The organism is Rhodanobacter koreensis (assembly GCF_054782855.1).
On sequence record NZ_BAAGRR010000002.1, the window covers coordinates 911,316 to 926,569 of the forward strand.

The following is a 15,254-nucleotide window of genomic DNA, read 5'->3' on the forward strand; positions in this document are numbered from 1 at the left end:
TATGCCATCGGGTTATGGCCATCCATAAAAATGGTTGACTTATTTGTTAAATGGCCGTATAGACGTCTAACCATGATCGGCATAATCAATAATCTAGAAAGTATCCACAGCGACCCTGGCGTCGTCGCCATCACCATGCCATCCACTATGCCGGCCTGCTCCATGCGATGTATCTGTACTCCGCTCGAGCCTCAATCCATCGACCACGACCGCCTACGGATCTACCGCCATGACGCTTACCCAGTTGCGCTACCTCATCGCCATCGCCGACTCCAGCCTCAACATCACGCTGGCCGCCGAACGCGTGCATGCCACCCAACCCGGATTGAGCAAGCAGCTGCGGCAACTTGAGGACGAGCTCGGATTCCAGCTGTTCGTGCGCAAGGGCAAAAGCCTCGACGCGGTGACTCCCGCCGGTGCGCAGGTGCTTGAACGCGCACGCACGATCCTTGCCGAGGCCGGCAACATCCGCTCGATCGCCGCCAACCTGCGCAACGAAGCGCAAGGTGAACTGCGCATCGCCACCACCCATACCCAGGCGCGCTTTGCCCTGCCCGCTGCCATCGGCGCGCTCAATGCCGACTACCCCCAGGTCAGCGTGCATCTGCAGCCGGTACGTGATGCCGAAGTACTGGCGCAACTGGAAGCCGGCCGTGTCGACCTGGCCGTGGTCAGCAGCACCGGCGCACCACCGGCAAGCGGCATTGCCTTGCCGGCCTACCACTGGCAGCGGGTAATCGTCGCGCCACGCGACCATCCGCTGGCCAAGAACAAGCAGCCCGTATCGCTGGCACAGTTGGCGGAACTGCCGTTGATCAGCTACGACTCTTCACAGAAGGCGGAGTCGTCGCTGCGCCGTGCCTTCGATGCCGCCGACCTGACACCGCAGATCGCGATGACCGCCAGCGATGCCGACCTGATCAAGACCTATGTGCGCGCCGGACTGGGCATCGGCGTGCTGGCCGAGATGGCCATGCTGCCCACGGACACCGATCTGCAAGTGTTGTCGGCCGATCATCTGTTCCCGTCCTGCACGACCTGGATCGTGCTGCGTCGCGAACGTGTGCTGCGCGCTTATGTGCTGGAGTTCATCAGCCTGTTCGCACCGCACCTGCATCGCCGCGAGGTGGCACGTGTGCTGGCTGCCGATGCGGCAGGCGACTGGCCTGCCGTACCGTACTGGCGGGAGCGATCACGGTCAGCGTTGCCCGACGCAGCCTGATGATGACTGCCGGGGGCTCGCCCCGGCAGCAGGGCCCGCATCAGCCACCGTGCTGCTGCCACTGGCAAACCAAGCTCAGTCGCGAATTTCCAGCGAGCGGTTGACGCGCAAGGCCACCAGGGTGCAGGCGACGCCTGAGAGCAGATACAGGCTGACGGCACCCAAACCGAAGCGGTACGACAGGCTCAATGCCACCAGTGGCGCGAACGCCGCGCCGATCAGCCAGGCCAGGTCGGAGGTCAGCGCCGCGCCGGTGTAGCGGAAACGCGCCTCGAAATTGGCGGTGACGCTACCGGCGGCCTGGCCATAGGACAGGCCCAGCAAGGCGAACCCGACCAGGATGAAGGCATCCTGCGCCGGGCGGCTGCCACCAAGCAGCCACGGCGCGAACAGGCTGAAGATACCGATCAGCACGGCCAGCAGGCCCAGCGTGCGACGCCGGCCGATCCTGTCGGCGATGAAACCGGAGGCGATCGTGGCCAGGATGCCGACCGCCGCGCCGATGATCTGCACGACCAGCACGCTGTTGATCGACTGGGTCTTGCCCAGCACGATCCATGAGAGCGGGAACACCGTGACAAGGTGGAACAAGGCATAGCTGGCCAGCGCGGCGAAGGCCCCGAGGAAGAGGTTGTAGCCTTGCGTCCGCACCAGCTTGACCACACCGACCGGCTCCAGGTCCCGCTCTTCCATCGCCTTCGTGTATTCGTGCGTCACGACCAGGCGCAGCCGCGCGAACAGCGCGACCACGTTGATGGCGAAGGCGACGAAGAACGGGTAGCGCCAGCCCCAGTCGATGAAATCCTCATGCGACAGGTTGGCGTGCAGGAACAGGAACAGTCCACTGGCGATCAGGAAGCCTATCGGCGCGCCCAGTTGTCCGATCATCGCGTACCAGCCACGCCGTTCCGGTGGGGTGTTCATCGCCAGCAGCGACGGCAGGCCATCCCACGATCCACCCAGCGCGATACCCTGCAGAAAGCGGAAGAACGTCAGCAACCCGATCGCCCAGCCACCGATCGAACCGTAGTCTGGCAGGAACGCCATGCCTACCGTGGCCGTGCCGAGCAGGAACAATGCCGCGGTGAGTTTGGTGCCGCGGCTCCAGCGCCGCTGCATCGTCATGAACAGCCCGGTGCCCATGGGACGCGCGACAAACGCCAGCGCGAAGAGCGCGAATGACAGCAGCATGCCATCCAGCTGGCTTGCAAACGGGAAAAACACCGACGGGAACACCAGCACGCAAGCGATCCCGAACACGAAGAAATCAAAGTATTCGGAAGCACGCCCGATCACCACGCCGATGGCGATCTCGCTCGGAGCGAGCCTGGCCTGACCGTGCAGGCGGCTGACGCGGCGCGCCAGCGCATCGGTCGTGGGCTGTGGGGAGGACTGGAACGTGCTCGACATCGTGCTGGCTCGGGGTCGCGTGGGCATCAGGCAATAGGATCGCACCGGTGCGTCGCGGCCGCCATGGGACAAAATGCCTCATTCCTCAAATCGGCCGATCCGCGTAAAATTCCAAGGTTCCCCGCCCCACTACATCGATAGTCATGTCCCTGAAGGCTCTCCGCGGATTGCTGCTGCCTGTCGCCTTGCTGTTGACGGGCTGTCATACCGTGCTCATGTCGCCGTCCGGTGACGTCGCACTGCAGCAGCGCGACCTGATCATCACGTCACTGCTGCTGATGCTGATCATCATCGTGCCGGTGATCGTGCTGACCTTGCTGTTTGCGTGGCGTTACCGCGCATCGCACAAGCGCGACGATTACGACCCGGACTGGAACCACTCCACCATGCTGGAGTTGCTGATCTGGTCTGCGCCCCTGCTGATCATCATTGCGCTCGGTGCGGTGACCTGGGTCAGCACGCACAAGCTCGACCCCTTCCGCCCGCTGGAACGCGTGTCCGAGGGCCGGCCCCTGCCTGCCGGCTCCAAACCGCTGGAAGTCGATGTGGTGGCGCTGGACTGGAAATGGCTGTTCATCTATCCGGAACAGGGCATTGCGACGGTGAACGAGGTGGCAGCGCCGGTGGACCGGCCGATCGAGTTCCACATCACCGCATCGACCGTGATGAACTCGTTCTTCGTGCCTGCGCTGGCCGGCCAGATCTACGCCATGCCGGGGATGCAGACCACCCTGCACGCGGTGATCAACAAGCCCGGCGATTTCGAGGGCTTCTCCGCCAACTACAGCGGTGCCGGCTTCTCCGGCATGCACTTCATGTTCCATGGCATGAGCGAGGCGCAGTTCGGACAGTGGATCGCCCAGGCGAAAACGGGCCAGGTACTCAGTCGCGACGCCTATCTGCAGCTGGTCAAGCCCAGCGAGAACGACCCGGTGAGTCGCTACGCCAGCGTGGAGCCCTCCCTGTTCGAGGCCATCGTCAACCAGTGCGTGACGCCGGGGCCATCCTGCATGAGCGGCATGAAGGGCCCGAACCTGCCTGCGCCCGAACATGCCCACGACAGCATGACCCATGACAGCACCGCTCATGACAACGCGGCCGATGACAGCATGCACGACATGCCGATGGCCCAGCCGCAGTGATCCATCCCGTCATCCTTTCGCGCAGCACCGACTTTCCCGGTAACCACGATGTCTGATTCCCCCGACCTTGCCAAACTGATCTTCGGTCGCCTGACCTGGGACGCGATTCCGTTTCACGAGCCGATCCTGCTGTGGACCTTCGTCGCCGTGGCGACCGGCGGCGCCCTGCTGCTGGGCGCGCTGACTTACTTCCGCCTGTGGGGCTATCTCTGGCGCGAGTGGTTCACCAGCATCGATCACAAGAAGATCGGCGTGATGTACATGGTGCTCGGCCTGGTGATGCTGCTGCGCGGTTTCTCCGACGCGATCATGATGCGCATGCAGCAGGCCATCTCGTATGGCCATGCCCAGGGCTTCCTGCCGCCGCACCACTACGACCAGATTTTCACCGCGCACGGCGTGATCATGATCTTCTTCGTGGCGATGCCGCTGGTCACCGGCCTGATGAACTTCGTGGTGCCGCTGCAGATCGGCGCGCGCGACGTGTCGTTTCCGTTCCTCAACAACTTCAGCTTCTGGATGACCACCGCCGGCGCGGCGCTGATCATGATGTCGCTGTTCGTCGGCGAGTTCGCGCGCACCGGCTGGCTGGCCTATCCACCGCTTTCGGGCATCGCGCAAAGCCCGGATGTGGGTGTCGACTACTACATCTGGGGCTTGCAGATCGCCGGTGTCGGCACCCTGCTGTCGGGCATCAACCTGCTGGTCACCATCATCAAGATGCGTGCACCCGGCATGACCATGATGCGCATGCCGATCTTCACCTGGACCGCGCTGTGCACCAACGTGCTGATCGTGGCCGCATTCCCCGTACTGACCGCGGTGCTGGCACTGCTGGCGCTGGATCGCTACGTCGGCACCAACTTCTTCACCACGACCCTTGGCGGCGACGCCATGATGTACGTGAACCTGATCTGGATCTGGGGCCATCCCGAGGTCTACATCCTGATCCTGCCCGCATTCGGCATCTACTCCGAAGTGGTAGCCACCTTCAGCCGCAAGCGCCTGTTCGGCTATACCTCGATGGTCTACGCCAGCGTGGTGATCACCGTGCTGGCCTACCTGGTCTGGCTGCACCACTTCTTCACGATGGGCTCGGGTGCCAGCGTCAACTCGTTCTTCGGCATCACCACGATGATCATCTCGATCCCCACCGGGGCGAAGATCTTCAACTGGCTGTTCACCATGTATCGGGGCCGGATCACCTTCGAGGTGCCGATGCTGTGGACGGTCGCGTTCATGGTCACCTTCACCATCGGCGGCATGACCGGCGTGATGCTGGCGGTGCCGCCGGCGGACTTCGCCCTGCACAACAGCCTGTTCCTGGTGGCGCACTTCCACAACGTGATCATCGGCGGTGTGCTGTTCGGCCTGTTCGCCGGCATCAACTACTGGTTCCCGAAGGCGTTCGGCTTCCGCCTCGATCCGTTCTGGGGCAAGGTCTCGTTCTGGTTCTGGGTGGTCGGCTTCTACTTTGCCTTCATGCCGCTGTACGTGCTCGGCCTGATGGGCGTGACGCGCCGGTTGAACCATTTCGAGGATCCCTCGCTGCAGATCTGGTTCCAGGTCGCCGCCTTCGGCGCGCTGCTGATCGCGCTGGGCATCGGAGCCATGCTGATCCAGTTCTACGTGAGCTTCCGCAACCGCGAAGCGCTGCGCGACCATACGGGCGACCCCTGGGGCGGCCGTACGCTGGAATGGTCGACCTCGTCGCCGCCACCGGCCTACAACTTCGCGTTCACCCCGCGCGTGCACAACCGGGACGCCTGGTGGCAGATGAAACAACACGACTACCAGCGACCGACGGCCGACTTCATCGCGGTCCACATGCCGAAGAACACCGGTGCCGGCGTGATCCTCGCCGGCATCAGCACCGTGCTCGGCTTCGCCATGATCTGGCACATGTGGCCGCTGGCCGCCTTGTCGTTCATCGCGCTGCTGGTGGTCGCGATCGGTCATACCTTCAACTACCAGCGCGACTACCACATCCCGGCCGATGAAGTGGCCCGTGTCGAGGCGGCCCGCTCGGAGCTGTTAGCCAACCATGTCTGATATCCAAGCCATCCCCCTGCCCGGCCAGCCGAGCACGCTGAGTTTCCACCTCAGCGAAGAACACCACCCGCAGAATGGCACCCTGCTGGGCTTCTGGCTGTATCTGATGAGCGACTGCCTGGTCTTCGCCTGTCTGTTCGCGGTGTACGGCGTGCTCGGGCGCAACTACGCCGGTGGTCCGACCGGCGCGCAAATCTTCGAGCTGCCGGTGGTGGCGCTGAACACGGCCTTCCTGCTGCTGTCGTCGATCACCTATGGTTTTGCCGTGCTGGAGATGCAGCGCAACGGCAAGCGCGCGATGCTGGGCTGGCTGGCCATCACCGGCCTGCTCGGTGCGGGCTTCCTGTTCCTCGAACTGCGCGAGTTCAGCCATCTGATCGCGATCGGTGCCGGCCCGCAGCGCAGCGCCTTCCTGTCCTCGTTCTTCACCCTGGTCGGCACCCACGGCCTGCACGTCACCTTCGGCATCGTCTGGCTGGTCACCCTGATGGTGCAGGTCGGCAAGAAGGGGTTGATCGCCGAGAACAAGCGCCGGCTGATGTGCCTGTCGATGTTCTGGCATTTCCTCGATGTGGTCTGGATCGGCGTGTTCAGCTTTGTCTACCTGATGGGAGTGCTGCCATGAGCGCGCACATCGAACACCATGACGACGCCCACGGCCACGACGACGGCGCCAGTCACAGCACGCTGAAAGGTTATATGACCGGCTTCGTGCTGGCGGCGATCCTCACCGCCATTCCGTTCTGGCTGGTGATGACCAGCCAGTTCGACAAATCCAGCACCACGGCTGCGGTGGTGCTGGGTTTCGCAGCCGTGCAGATGATCGTGCACATAATCTATTTTCTGCATATGGACGCGAAGTCTCAGGGCGGCTGGAACATGCTGGCGCTGATCTTCACCCTGGTGCTGGTGGTGATCACGCTGAGCGGCTCGATCTGGGTGATGTACCATCTCGACCACAACATGATGCCGTCGATGATGGACACGAAGAACCTGCCATGAAGCGGGGCAAGCTCTTCGCATGCCTCGCCGGATCATGTCCCGGCTAGACAACCCTGCATCGGAGGACGCCAGCCGCGGCCCACGCGGTCCGCTGGCCCTCGCTGCGCTGGCCGTGCTGGCGCTGGTGTTTTTCTTCGGCTTCATCGCCCTGGGCACCTGGCAGGTGCATCGGCTTGGCTGGAAGCGCGATCTGATCGCCCGCGTCGACCAGCGCGTACATGCGCCTGCCGTCGACGCACCGAGCCCGGCACAGTGGGCGCATATCACCGCCGATGCCGACGAGTACCGCCATGTGCGACTGAGCGGCGTGTTCCTGCGCAAGCGCCAGACCCTGGTCTGGGCCAGCACCGAGCTGGGCAACGGTTACTGGGTGATGACGCCGTTACGCCTCGCCGATGGCAGCGTAGTGTTGATCAATCGCGGCTTCGTGCCGACCGCAGAGTGCGACCCCAATGCCCCCTGCGTGATGCCTCCTGACGGTACGACGGCTGTCACCGGCCTGCTGCGCATGAGCCAGACCCGTGCGTTCCTGCGCCATAACGACCCTACCCATGAGCGTTGGTATACGCGCGATGTCCAGGCGATCGCCGAGGCCCGTGGACTGACGGATGTCGCGCCGTATTTCGTGGATGCCGATGCCGCTCCTGCCGGCGGCAAAAACCGATGGCCTCAAGGTGGCCTCACGGTGATCACGTTTCCCAACAACCATCTCGCCTATCTGATCACCTGGTATTTGCTCGCCCTGATGGTGGCCGCTGCCGCGGTGTACGTCGGTCGCGAGGAACATCGCCTGCGCCGCATCGCCCGCACGAGGTTGCCCGGTCCGGGGAATTCAACGGACAGGCCTGTCGCCGGCGCCTGAGGCCATCCAGCCCGAACGATGGCATGGAAGTCATCGCCATCGCGAGATGCCTGGTGCAGGATCAGCCCGGACCGTGCAGCCCGCACTCGCGCTTCAGCCCGAAGAAGCGGGTGTCTTCCGCATCCATGCCGGGCTCCCAGCGACGGGTGGTATGGGTATCGCCGATCGAGACATAGCCCTGCTCCCACAGCGGGTGATAAGGCAGGCCATGGCGTTGCAGGTACATGCCCACATCACGATCGCTCCAGTCGGCGATCGGATGGAATTTCCAGCGGTCACGGCTCCACTCGACGAACGGAATGTCCTGGCGGCTCCTTGACTGGCTGCGCCGCAGGCCGGCAAACCAGCTCTGCACGCCCAGCTCGGTCAACGCGCGCTGCATCGGCTCGACCTTGCGGATGTTGTTGTAACGGTCGATGCCGTCGACACCCTGCTCCCATAGTCGTCCATAGCGAGCCTCGGCCCAGGCTCGACCGATCGCCGGGCGATACACCCGAAGATTCAGCTCGAGGCGTTCGGTCAGCGTGTCGACGAATTGATACGTCTCGGGAAACAGGTAGCCGGTATCGATCAGGATCACCGGGATATCCGGTTGCTGGCGGGTGAGCAGATGCAGCGAGACCGCCGCCTGCGCACCGAAGCTCGACGACAGCGCGTGATGGCCCGGTGTGTGCTGCAGCGCCCATGCCACGCGCTGCTCGGCGGTCTGGCCGGCCAGCCAGGCATTCAACCCGTCCAGCGCACCGGGACCACGCGGGTTGCGGGGCAACTCCATGTCATTGCATGACCCGCTCATGCGACGACCTTGAGCGGAATCTGTCGCGGCTGGCCGAGTATCCCGGTACGCAACAGGAAATCACCGAAGTGTTCACCGACAGCTCGTTCACCGGCATAGCGGGCAAGCAGTTGTCCAAGCACATCGAGCAGGACTGCCTCGTCGACGTTCTCCCGATAGACCTGATTCAGGCGCTGTCCACTGAAATCGGCACCGAGGCGCAGGTCGTAACGGCCGGGAGCGCGTCCGATCAGGGCGATCTCGCCCAGGTACGGGCGCGAGCAGCCGTTCGGGCAGCCCGACAGACGCAGCAGGATGGGTGCGTCGATCAATCCGTGCCGGTCGAGCAATGCCTCGAGCTTCGGCAGCAGTTGCGGCAGGTAACGCTCGCTTTCGGCCATCGCCAGGCCGCAGGTAGGCAGCGCCACGCAGGCGACTGCATGTCGCCGGATCGCGCTGTGCTTCCGGTAGCCATCCATGCCGTGACGGGCGACGATCGTGTCGATCCGCTCGCGATCCGCGGCGGCCACGTTGGCGATGATCAGGTTCTGGTTGCAGGTGAGCCGGATGTCGCCGGTATGCACCGACGCCAGCTCGCGCATGCCACCGAGCCAGGTGTGCGCCTCGGTATCGAGCAGACGGCCGGCCTCGACCTGCAGGGTCAGATGCCAATGGCCGGCATGGCCTTCGACCCAGCCGTAACGATCGCCGTTGTGGTCGAAGCGGAATGCACGGGCCGGCTGCAGGGCAAAACCGAGGCGCTGTTCCAGCTCGGTCTTGAAGGCCTCGAGGCCGTTGCGGTCGATGGTGTATTTCAGCCGCGCATGCTTGCGTTCCTCACGGTCGCCCCAGTCGCGTTGCACCGCAATCACGGTTTCGGCCAGCGCCAGCAATTGCTCAGGCGGCACGAAGCCGATCACGTCGGCCAGCCGCGGATAAGTTGATGGGTCGCCATGGCTGGCACCCATGCCGCCGCCGATCGCCGCATTGAAACCAGCCAGCCGGCCATGCTCGATGATCGCGATCAGGCCCAGGTCCTGGGCGAACACGTCGACGTCGTTGAGCGGCGGGATCGCCAGCCCGATCTTGAACTTGCGCGGCAGGTAGGTCGGGCCATACAGCGGCTCCCGCTCCTCATCGAGCGGCTCTTCATCATCGAGCTGTTTCTCGCCCACCAGCTTTTCGCCGTCCAGCCACAGCTCGTGATAGGCACGCGTCTTCGGTTTGAGATGTTCGGACAGGCGCACCGACCATGCATACGCCTCCTCGTGCGCCTGCGACTCGACCGGATTGGTGTTGCACACCACGTTGCGGTTGACGTCGCCGCAGGCCGCGATGGTGCTGGCCAAGGCTGCATTGATCGCAGCGATGGTCGGCTTCAGGTCACGCTTGATGATGCCGTGCCACTGGAAGGTCTGGCGGGTGGTGATGCGCAGTCCGCTGCTGGCGTAATCGGTGGCGATACGGTCGAACGCCAGCCACTGAGCCGTCGTCATCACGCCACCAGGCAGGCGTGCACGCACCATGAAGGCATACGCCGGCTCCAGCTTCTGGCGGCGGCGTTCATCGCGGATGTCGCGGTCATCCTGCTGGTAGCTGCCATGGAACTTGAGCAGCTTGTTGTCGTCCTCGCTGATCGCCCCGGTGACGGGGTCGGCCAGGCCGGCGGCAATGCCACCACGCAGGAATCGGCTGTCGATCTTGATTTGTTCGAGATGGGAAGGCATCGGGATGTTGTCTCGAAAAGTGCGGCCATGGATGGCCGCTTCTTGACTCTCGCGTTCACGGATGAACGCAGAAATAAATATCAATAGACGTCGCGGGCATAGCGCCCCTGTTGCAGCAATTCGGCCAGCCACGCCCGGGCATCCTCGGCGGACAGGCCGCCATGCGTGGCGATGATGTCCAGCAGGGCCTCGTTGACATCCCTGGCCATGTGCGCGGAATCGCCGCAGACATAGAGGTGCGCACCTTCGCGCAGCCATGCGTACAGCTCGCGGCCGTTTTCGCGCAGGCGCTGCTGCACGTAGACCTTGCTGGCGCCATCCCGCGAGAACGCCAGGTCGAGGCGATGCAGCGCACCGTCGTGCAGGGCCTCCTGCCACTCCAGCTGGTAGAGAAAGTCCTGCGCGAAATGGCGATTCCCGAAAAACAGCCAGTTGCGCCCGCCAGCCGCCGTCGCCTGACGTTCCTGCACGAAGGCACGGAACGGCGCGATACCGGTACCGGGGCCCATCATGATCACGTCACGGCTGCCATCGGCAGGCAGCCGGAAACGCTCGTTCGACTCGATGAAGACCGGCACCCGTGCGTCATCGCCCGCACCGGCGAGAAAAGCCGACGCAGCGCCGTAGTGAGTGCTCTGATGCGCGAAGTACTCCACCACACCCACGGTCAGATGTACTTCATCGGGCCCCACGACCCTGGCGCTGGACGCGATCGAGTACAGCCGCGGCGTCAACGGGCGCAACGTGGCAACCAGCGTGGCGGCATCCCACGCCACCGGAAACCGGCGTAGCAGGTCGATCGGCTGATGACTTTCCAGCAGGGCCGCGAAGGCAGCCTGCTGGCCGGGCTCAAGCACACGTTGCAGTTCGCCATGCCTGGTGGCTGCGGCCTGCGCTGCCACCAGCGGCCGGGTCAACCGTGTAAGTTCGCGCTCATGACTCAACCAGCGCGCCAGCGGCTGGCGGCGGCCGTCGTGCTCGACCTCGATCGCACCATCGAGCTTCAACGCCGACAGCCATTGCTCGACCAGCACCGTCGGGTTCCGTGGCCACACGCCGATGGCGTCGCCCGGCTCGTAATGCAACCCGGAGCCTTCCAGCGACAACTCGATATGGCGCACATCGCGGTCGCTGTCGCGCGACACGATGCGCTGGTTTTCCAGCACCGTGGCAGGGAACGGGTTGTCACGTGAATATCGTGACGGTGCACTGACTGCATGCAGCGGGCTGGCATGACGCGCCGTAGCAGTCGACGGGCCCAGCGCCTCACAGGCCGTTTCCAGCACACCGGCCGACCACTCGGCAGCCGTGGCATCGAAATCCACGTCCGCCTCGCCGAGCATGGCGAAGCGGCTGGCGCCGAGCTCGATCAACCGGGCATCCAGTTCGCGGCTGACCGCACAGAACTTCGGATAGCTGGAATCGCCCAGTCCCAGCACGGCGAATTTCAACAACGGCAGCTTCGGCGCACGCTTGCCTGCAATGAATTCGATGAAGCCGATCGCATCGTCCGGCGGGTCGCCGTCGCCCTGGCTGCTGATCACCACGACCAGATGGCGCTCCTGTGCCAGCTCGCGCACCGGATAGGCGCCGGCACGCAGCAGGCGCACCGCCAGACCGGCAGCTTCCGCCCTGCCCGCCAGCTGTTCGGCCACGCGTCGCGAGTTACCGGTCTGGCTGCCGTAGACGATGCTCAATCGCTCGGCCACCTGCCCCGCTGGCTCGCTGACCACGGCCAGTCCGGCACGTTCCGGCAGTCGTGCCGCCAGGGCTGCACTGTATGCTGCAATCCAGTAGAGGTCTGCCGATGACAATCCATTCGTCAGCGTGGCAAGCTGCGCCAGGCGGTCCGCGCCCAGCATGGGATCTGGCAAAGGCAATTTCAGTGCAGCATTCACGTGTTGTTCCTTTGGACGTCTTTACGTCTCGACGTCCATATTAATGAGTGGCAAGTGATGCCTGAAAGCATATGTTGGAATGTCGTTATGCCAGCCATTCATTTCTATGCACTCCCGCACAAGGCTGATACTCTCCCGCAGCACCCCATCGACAGACATGCCGGACTTGATCGAACTGCTCACCTTCGTCGCCGTCGGCGCCTTTGCCCAGCTGATTGACGGCGCACTGGGCATGGCCTACGGCGTAACCTCGGCTGGACTGCTGATGGGGCTGGGCATGCCGCCGGTCGCGGCCAGCGCCAGCGTGCATTACGCCGAGACCTTCACCTGCGGCGCCTCGGGCATCAGCCATCTCATCGCCGGCAACGTGCGGCGCCCGCTGTTTCTTGCGTTGGCCATACCCGGCGTACTGGGTGCCCTGCTCGGCGTGCTGGTGGCGGTCAACGTGCCATCGCAATGGATGCGCATCGCGCTGACGCCGTACCTGCTGGGCATGGGCCTGTTCCTGCTGCTCCGCCGCAGCCGGGAACCCGGACAACGCACCGATGTACCGCGCGGTACCGCGCCGATGGGGCTGGGTGCTGGTTTCGTGGATGCAATCGGCGGCGGCGGCTGGAGCGCGCTGACCGTTACCATTTTGCTCGCGCGCGGCCTGCCGCCACGCGTGGTGATCGGCAGCGTGCACCTGGCCAAGTGCATGGTGAGCATCGCGGCCAGCATCAGCTTCCTGCTCACGATCGGCACCAGCCATGGCACCGCCGTGATCGGCCTGATCATCGGTGGCGTACTCGCCGCCCCGTTCGGCGCCCTGTTCATCCGTCGCATTCCGGCGCGGGCAGCCACCCTGCTGGCTGGTTTCGCCGTGCTCGCGCTGGGCATCAACAATGCCTTCCGCATGTTCGGCTGAGGCCAAGCCAAAGCCGGCCGCCGTCACTACAATGGGCGGATGAGCCCAATCAAGCACCTCCCCATCGAAGTTCGCGGCAGCGCCGCCCGCCCGCTAGGCATGAGTCCCGCCCAATTCCTGCGCGACTACTGGCAGAAACGGCCATTGCTGATCCGCCGCGCTTTCGCAGACTTCCGGCCGCCATTGCAACCGGACGACTTGGCCGGTCTGGCCTGCGAGGAGGGCGCACTGGCCCGGTTGATCATGCACGACGAGAAGCGCGATCGCTGGCACGTCAATCCGGGCCCGTTGAGCGAAGCCGATTTCGCCAATACGCCCGATAGCAACTGGACCCTGCTGGTGCAGGATGTGGACAAGTGGGATGCGGATGTCGCCGAACTGCTGCAGCACTTCAGTTTCCTGCCGAGCTGGCGCCTGGACGACATCATGGTTTCCTATGCCGAGCCGGGTGGCGGTGTCGGTGCGCATGTCGACCAGTACGACGTATTCCTGCTGCAGGGCCTGGGCCAGCGCCACTGGGCGATCAGTGACGATCCGATGGCACCGAAGGAATTCCGCCACGACGTGGAACTGAAGCAGCTCGCCCAGTTCGAGCCCACCCACGAATGGCTGCTGGAACCGGGCGACATGCTGTACCTGCCGCCAGGCGTGCCGCACGATGGCGTGGCCTTCGGCGGTCCGTGCATGACGTTCTCGATCGGCATGCGCGCACCCTCGCAGGCCGAACTGACCGGTGATCTGGCCGACCATATCGCCGAGCACCTGCCGGAAGAGCTGCGCTATGCCGACCCGGACCTGAAACCGGCCAAGGCCACCGGCGAGATCGATCGTGCCGCGATCGAGCGGCTGAAGATGGCGCTGCCGTTTGCCGCCGTGCTGCACGACGACATGCTGCGCGACTGGTTCGGCCGCTTCATCACCCGCTACCGCAACGCCCAGGTACCAGCCCCACTGGAAAAGCCGCTGAGTGCAGACGCGCTGGCCAAGCAACTCGATGCCGGCGCACAACTGCTGCGTCACCCGTGGTCGCGACTGGCCTGGAGCCAGGGCAAATCCGGCTGCATGCTGTATGTCAGCGGCCACGCCTACCCGGCCACACCCGCACTGGCACAGCAATTGTGCGAGCAGCGGACAATCGGTCCGACCGCCAAACTCGGCACCATCGAACGCTCCCTGCTGCTTGCACTGGTCAATGACGGCCATCTGTTGCCGAGAAAATCCCGCCGCCGATGAAGCTGCAGAACTTCCACATCGAGGTCGCCGACTGGTCGAATGAGGGTCAACGCAAGGACCTGCTCGACTTGCGCTACACGGTATTCGTGCAGGAACAAGGCGTGCCCGAAACACGCGAACGGGATGGCCTCGATGGAGATTGCTGGCACGTGCTGGCACGTGACGACACCGGCCACGCGATCGGCTGCGGCCGACTCACACCTGCCCACAAGATCGGTCGCATGGCCGTGCAACAGGCATGGCGGGGCCATGGCGTCGGCATGGCGCTGCTGCGCGAACTGATCGGGCGCGCACGCAGCGAGGGCTGGCCGGAAGTGGCGCTGGATGCACAGATCAGCGCGCTCGGGTTCTATGAGCGCGAGGGCTTCATTCCCTACGGCGAGGCATTCGAGGATGCCGGCCTGCCACACCGGGCCATGCGCCTGGCACTGCCGAAGGACGCCGTCGACACCGCACCTCTGCATGACATTGGCGCACTGCCAGCCACCACGCGCAGCGAGACTGCCGCCACGCGTGTGCAACTGCTGGGTGAGGCACGGCACCGACTGGCCATTTATCTGCCCGTGCTGGGCAATGACAGTTACGCCAGCGCGGAAGAACTGGCCGAACTGCGGCGCATCGCCATCTCCGGCCGTGGTGCGCAGATCCGCATCCTGCTGCACGACCCGGCCACCGCCCTGCGCAACGACTACCGCCTGATCGCACTGGCGCAGCGCCTGCCAAGCACCATGCAGGTCCGCGTGCCGGTGGAGGAGGCCGACCTGGCCTATGTCTCGGCCTATCTGCTCAACGATGCCGGCGGCTACCTGTTCCTGCCCGAGGCGCACCGCCCACAGGGCCGCGCCGCCCTTCACGACCGCGCGAGCCAGGCGCCGCTGCAGCAGCATTTCGATGAAGTGTGGGATCGCGCGGAACGTGCCAGCGTCCTGCAGGCACTGGATATCTGACCGACGCGGTGGAACCGGCTGAACACCAGCTGGCCCGGGGATTTCCTTTGCCGATCGTCGACGGCACCGACAAAGCG

General features: G+C 64.4%; 13 protein-coding genes. 9 read left to right on the forward strand and 4 right to left on the reverse strand.

Annotation, left to right across the window (positions count from 1 at the left end; translation table 11 throughout):
• Positions 1-229 precede the first annotated feature (229 nt).
• Positions 230-1,222 carry a LysR substrate-binding domain-containing protein gene (locus tag ACYVKM_RS09955; RefSeq protein WP_460877434.1) on the forward strand — a complete coding sequence of 331 codons (993 nt, stop codon included), beginning with the start codon at positions 230-232 and terminating at the stop codon, positions 1,220-1,222.
• Positions 1,223-1,297: 75 nt separating this feature from the next.
• Here ACYVKM_RS09955 and ACYVKM_RS09960 read toward each other — a convergent pair whose 3' ends face one another.
• Positions 1,298-2,632 carry an MFS transporter gene (locus tag ACYVKM_RS09960; protein ID WP_460877435.1) on the reverse strand — a complete coding sequence of 445 codons (1,335 nt, stop codon included), beginning with the start codon at positions 2,630-2,632 and terminating at the stop codon, positions 1,298-1,300.
• 143 nt (positions 2,633-2,775) lie between these two features.
• On the opposite strand from ACYVKM_RS09960, the gene cyoA reads away from it, so the two are divergent.
• The 5 genes from cyoA to ACYVKM_RS09985 all read left to right on the forward strand — a co-directional run bounded on the left by cyoA (position 2,776) and on the right by ACYVKM_RS09985 (position 7,690).
• Positions 2,776-3,774: a ubiquinol oxidase subunit II gene (gene cyoA, locus ACYVKM_RS09965; protein ID WP_460877436.1), complete on the forward strand. Its 999-nt coding sequence runs from the start codon at positions 2,776-2,778 to the stop codon at positions 3,772-3,774.
• Positions 3,775-3,852: 78 nt separating this feature from the next.
• Complete coding sequence (cyoB, locus tag ACYVKM_RS09970) at positions 3,853-5,826, forward strand: cytochrome o ubiquinol oxidase subunit I (RefSeq protein WP_460877817.1); 1,974 nt, start codon at positions 3,853-3,855, stop codon at positions 5,824-5,826.
• The gene (gene cyoC / locus ACYVKM_RS09975; protein ID WP_460877437.1) at positions 5,819-6,451 is read left to right on the forward strand and encodes a cytochrome o ubiquinol oxidase subunit III; all 633 of its coding nucleotides are present in this window, start codon (positions 5,819-5,821) and stop codon (positions 6,449-6,451) included. Before cyoB ends, cyoC begins: the two co-directional genes overlap by 8 nt.
• Entirely contained in the window at positions 6,448-6,828 is a 381-nt protein-coding gene (gene cyoD / locus ACYVKM_RS09980) for a cytochrome o ubiquinol oxidase subunit IV (RefSeq protein WP_460877438.1), read from the forward strand. Before cyoC ends, cyoD begins: the two co-directional genes overlap by 4 nt.
• Positions 6,829-6,862: 34 nt before the next feature.
• Positions 6,863-7,690, forward strand: a complete 828-nt coding sequence (locus ACYVKM_RS09985) for an SURF1 family protein (protein WP_460877439.1) — start codon at positions 6,863-6,865, stop codon at positions 7,688-7,690.
• 61 nt (positions 7,691-7,751) lie between these two features.
• On the opposite strand, the gene ACYVKM_RS09990 is transcribed toward ACYVKM_RS09985, so the two are convergent.
• The 3 genes from ACYVKM_RS09990 to ACYVKM_RS10000 all read right to left on the reverse strand — a co-directional run bounded on the left by ACYVKM_RS09990 (position 7,752) and on the right by ACYVKM_RS10000 (position 12,054).
• Complete coding sequence (locus ACYVKM_RS09990; RefSeq protein ID WP_460877440.1) at positions 7,752-8,465, reverse strand: phosphoadenylyl-sulfate reductase; 714 nt, start codon at positions 8,463-8,465, stop codon at positions 7,752-7,754.
• A 17-nt stretch (positions 8,466-8,482) separates the two neighbouring features.
• The gene (gene cysI / locus ACYVKM_RS09995; protein WP_460877441.1) at positions 8,483-10,192 is read right to left on the reverse strand and encodes an assimilatory sulfite reductase (NADPH) hemoprotein subunit; all 1,710 of its coding nucleotides are present in this window, start codon (positions 10,190-10,192) and stop codon (positions 8,483-8,485) included.
• Positions 10,193-10,272: 80 nt separating this feature from the next.
• Positions 10,273-12,054: an assimilatory sulfite reductase (NADPH) flavoprotein subunit gene (locus ACYVKM_RS10000; protein WP_460877818.1), complete on the reverse strand. Its 1,782-nt coding sequence runs from the start codon at positions 12,052-12,054 to the stop codon at positions 10,273-10,275.
• A gap of 193 nt (positions 12,055-12,247) precedes the next feature.
• Between ACYVKM_RS10000 and ACYVKM_RS10005 the strand changes: the two genes are divergently transcribed.
• From ACYVKM_RS10005 to ACYVKM_RS10015, 3 genes are all read left to right on the forward strand, one after another.
• Entirely contained in the window at positions 12,248-12,997 is a 750-nt protein-coding gene (locus ACYVKM_RS10005; protein ID WP_460877442.1) for a sulfite exporter TauE/SafE family protein, read from the forward strand.
• Between the two features lie 99 nt (positions 12,998-13,096).
• The gene (locus tag ACYVKM_RS10010) at positions 13,097-14,230 is read left to right on the forward strand and encodes a JmjC domain-containing protein (protein WP_460877443.1); all 1,134 of its coding nucleotides are present in this window, start codon (positions 13,097-13,099) and stop codon (positions 14,228-14,230) included.
• Complete coding sequence (locus tag ACYVKM_RS10015) at positions 14,227-15,177, forward strand: GNAT family N-acetyltransferase (protein WP_460877444.1); 951 nt, start codon at positions 14,227-14,229, stop codon at positions 15,175-15,177. The genes ACYVKM_RS10010 and ACYVKM_RS10015 overlap by 4 nt, the downstream gene beginning before the upstream one ends.
• The last annotated feature ends 77 nt before the right edge of the window (positions 15,178-15,254 follow it).

Coding starts and splice junctions, on each gene's coding strand:
- ACYVKM_RS09955 (WP_460877434.1), top strand. CDS start 230: ATGACGCTTACCCAGTTGCGCTACCTCATCGCCATCGCCGACTCCAGC.
- ACYVKM_RS09960 (WP_460877435.1), bottom strand. CDS start 2,632: ATGTCGAGCACGTTCCAGTCCTCCCCACAGCCCACGACCGATGCGCTG.
- cyoA (WP_460877436.1), top strand. CDS start 2,776: ATGTCCCTGAAGGCTCTCCGCGGATTGCTGCTGCCTGTCGCCTTGCTG.
- cyoC (WP_460877437.1), top strand. CDS start 5,819: ATGTCTGATATCCAAGCCATCCCCCTGCCCGGCCAGCCGAGCACGCTG.
- cyoD (WP_460877438.1), top strand. CDS start 6,448: ATGAGCGCGCACATCGAACACCATGACGACGCCCACGGCCACGACGAC.
- ACYVKM_RS09985 (WP_460877439.1), top strand. CDS start 6,863: ATGTCCCGGCTAGACAACCCTGCATCGGAGGACGCCAGCCGCGGCCCA.
- ACYVKM_RS09990 (WP_460877440.1), bottom strand. CDS start 8,465: ATGGAGTTGCCCCGCAACCCGCGTGGTCCCGGTGCGCTGGACGGGTTG.
- cysI (WP_460877441.1), bottom strand. CDS start 10,192: ATGCCTTCCCATCTCGAACAAATCAAGATCGACAGCCGATTCCTGCGT.
- ACYVKM_RS10000 (WP_460877818.1), bottom strand. CDS start 12,054: ATGCTGGGCGCGGACCGCCTGGCGCAGCTTGCCACGCTGACGAATGGA.
- ACYVKM_RS10005 (WP_460877442.1), top strand. CDS start 12,248: ATGCCGGACTTGATCGAACTGCTCACCTTCGTCGCCGTCGGCGCCTTT.
- ACYVKM_RS10010 (WP_460877443.1), top strand. CDS start 13,097: ATGAGTCCCGCCCAATTCCTGCGCGACTACTGGCAGAAACGGCCATTG.
- ACYVKM_RS10015 (WP_460877444.1), top strand. CDS start 14,227: ATGAAGCTGCAGAACTTCCACATCGAGGTCGCCGACTGGTCGAATGAG.